This window comes from Streptomyces sp. NPDC054956 (assembly GCF_053609185.1).
In genome coordinates this window covers 1-1,804 of record NZ_JBSGXB010000602.1, presented here as the reverse complement: position 1 = coordinate 1,804, position 1,804 = coordinate 1, and the positions used below count along the sequence as shown (strand labels likewise).

Annotated in this window: 1 protein-coding gene, 1 tRNA gene and 1 other RNA gene; 1 reads left to right on the top strand and 2 read right to left on the bottom strand. The window is 71.4% G+C overall.

Going from position 1 to position 1,804, the window contains the following annotated elements:
- Together ACWGDE_RS38660 and ffs are read right to left on the bottom strand one after the other, a co-directional pair.
- A partial coding sequence (locus ACWGDE_RS38660) for a DNA polymerase III subunit gamma and tau (RefSeq protein ID WP_453393768.1) occupies positions 1-1,340 on the bottom strand: 1,340 nt, incomplete at its 3' end.
- Positions 1,341-1,405: 65 nt separating this feature from the next.
- Positions 1,406-1,504: signal recognition particle sRNA small type (gene ffs, locus ACWGDE_RS38655), an RNA gene on the bottom strand.
- Positions 1,505-1,644: 140 nt separating this feature from the next.
- Between ffs and ACWGDE_RS38650 the strand changes: the two genes are divergently transcribed.
- Positions 1,645-1,732, top strand: a tRNA-Ser gene (locus ACWGDE_RS38650).
- The last annotated feature ends 72 nt before the right edge of the window (positions 1,733-1,804 follow it).

The window sequence follows — 1,804 nt, the reverse complement described above, 5'->3', positions numbered from 1 at the left end:
GCCTTCGGGGCCGGGGCCTGGGCGGCGGCCGGGACCACCGGCTGGGGCGGAGCCACGGGGGCCGGGACCGGCGCGGACTGCGCGGGCGCCCGTACGACCGCGGGGGCCATGGCGTGCGCCTCCGGCCCGGGTACGTATCCCATGGCGGGGGCGGCGGCGAAGGAGGCAGCGGCGGCGGCCGCGCCACCGCGCTCCAGGCGGTCGAGCCGCGCCTGCACGGAACGCTCGTCGTCGAAGGCGGCGGGCAGCAGCACGCGGGCGCAGATCAGCTCCAGCTGCAGCCGGGGCGAGGTCGCGCCGCGCATCTCCGTGAGCCCCGTGTTGACCAGATCGGCGGCCCGGGACAGTTCGGCGGCCCCGAAGACGGAGGCCTGGTCGGTCATCCGCTGGACGACATCGGCCGGGGCGTCGATGAGCCCCTTCTCCCCGGCGTCCGGGACGGCGGCCAGGATCACCAGGTCGCGCAGCCGCTCCAGCAGGTCGGCGACGAAGCGGCGCGGGTCGTTGCCGCCCTCCACCACCCGGTCGACGATCTCGAAGGCGGCGGCGCCGTCCCCGGCGGCGAAGGCGTCCACGACGGCGTCCAGCAGGGAGCCGTCCGTGTAGCCGAGGAGCGAGGTGGCCATGGCGTACGTCACACCCTGGTCGGCGGCGCCGGCCAGCAGCTGGTCCATGACCGACATGGAGTCACGGACGGATCCGGCGCCGGCGCGCACGACGAGGGGCAGCACGCCGTCCTCGATGTGGGCGCCCTCGCGGCCGCAGACCTCGCCGAGGTAGTCGCGCAGGGTGCCGGGGGGCACGAGCCGGAACGGATAGTGGTGCGTCCTGGACCGGATGGTCCCGATGACCTTCTCGGGCTCGGTCGTGGCGAAGATGAACTTGAGGTGCTCCGGCGGCTCCTCGACCACCTTCAGCAGGGCGTTGAAGCCCGCCGAGGTGACCATGTGCGCCTCGTCGATGATGTAGATCTTGTACCGGCTGGAGGCGGGCCCGAAGAAGGCCTTCTCGCGCAGGTCACGGGCGTCGTCCACACCACCGTGCGAGGCCGCGTCGATCTCGATGACGTCGATGGAACCCGGCCCGTTGCGCGCGAGGTCCTTGCAGGACTGGCACTCCCCGCAGGGGGTCGGCGTGGGGCCCTGCTCACAGTTCAGGCAGCGGGCGAGGATGCGCGCGCTGGTGGTCTTTCCACATCCGCGCGGCCCGCTGAACAGGTACGCGTGATTGACCCGGTTGTTGCGCAGGGCCTGCATCAGCGGGGCAGTGACATGCTCCTGTCCGATGACCTCGGCGAACGACTCGGGGCGGTAGCGGCGGTACAGCGCAAGGGACGACACGTCTACGAGGTTATCCGGGCCCGCCGACAACGGCGGCCCTCGACCGGCTCAGGACCCGGCCGGGAACGCAAAGCGCCCCCCACGCACCCGCCAGAGCCCACTTACCCTTGCTGCCTTCCGGCCCTGGGGGAGTTGGGTGAGATAGCGCCACGTGAGGGGCTGGCCCCACCCTAGCGGATGAAGCCCCCCGGAATCGAGCCGGACCCCATCGAGGTCACGGCTGGACGATCCCGGGACGATCGCGGGACCGCCGCCGGACGATCACGTTCGCGAGCACCCCTGAACGTCTTGTATTGTTTGCCGCGGAGGATTCGCCTAGTGGCCTAGGGCGCACGCTTGGAAAGCGTGTTGGGGGCAACCCCTCACGAGTTCGAATCTCGTATCCTCCGCCATTGCTCTCACCGGGCAATACGTTGAAGGGCCCCACCGCTTGCGGTGGGGCCCTTCGTCGTTCCTCAGGTCTC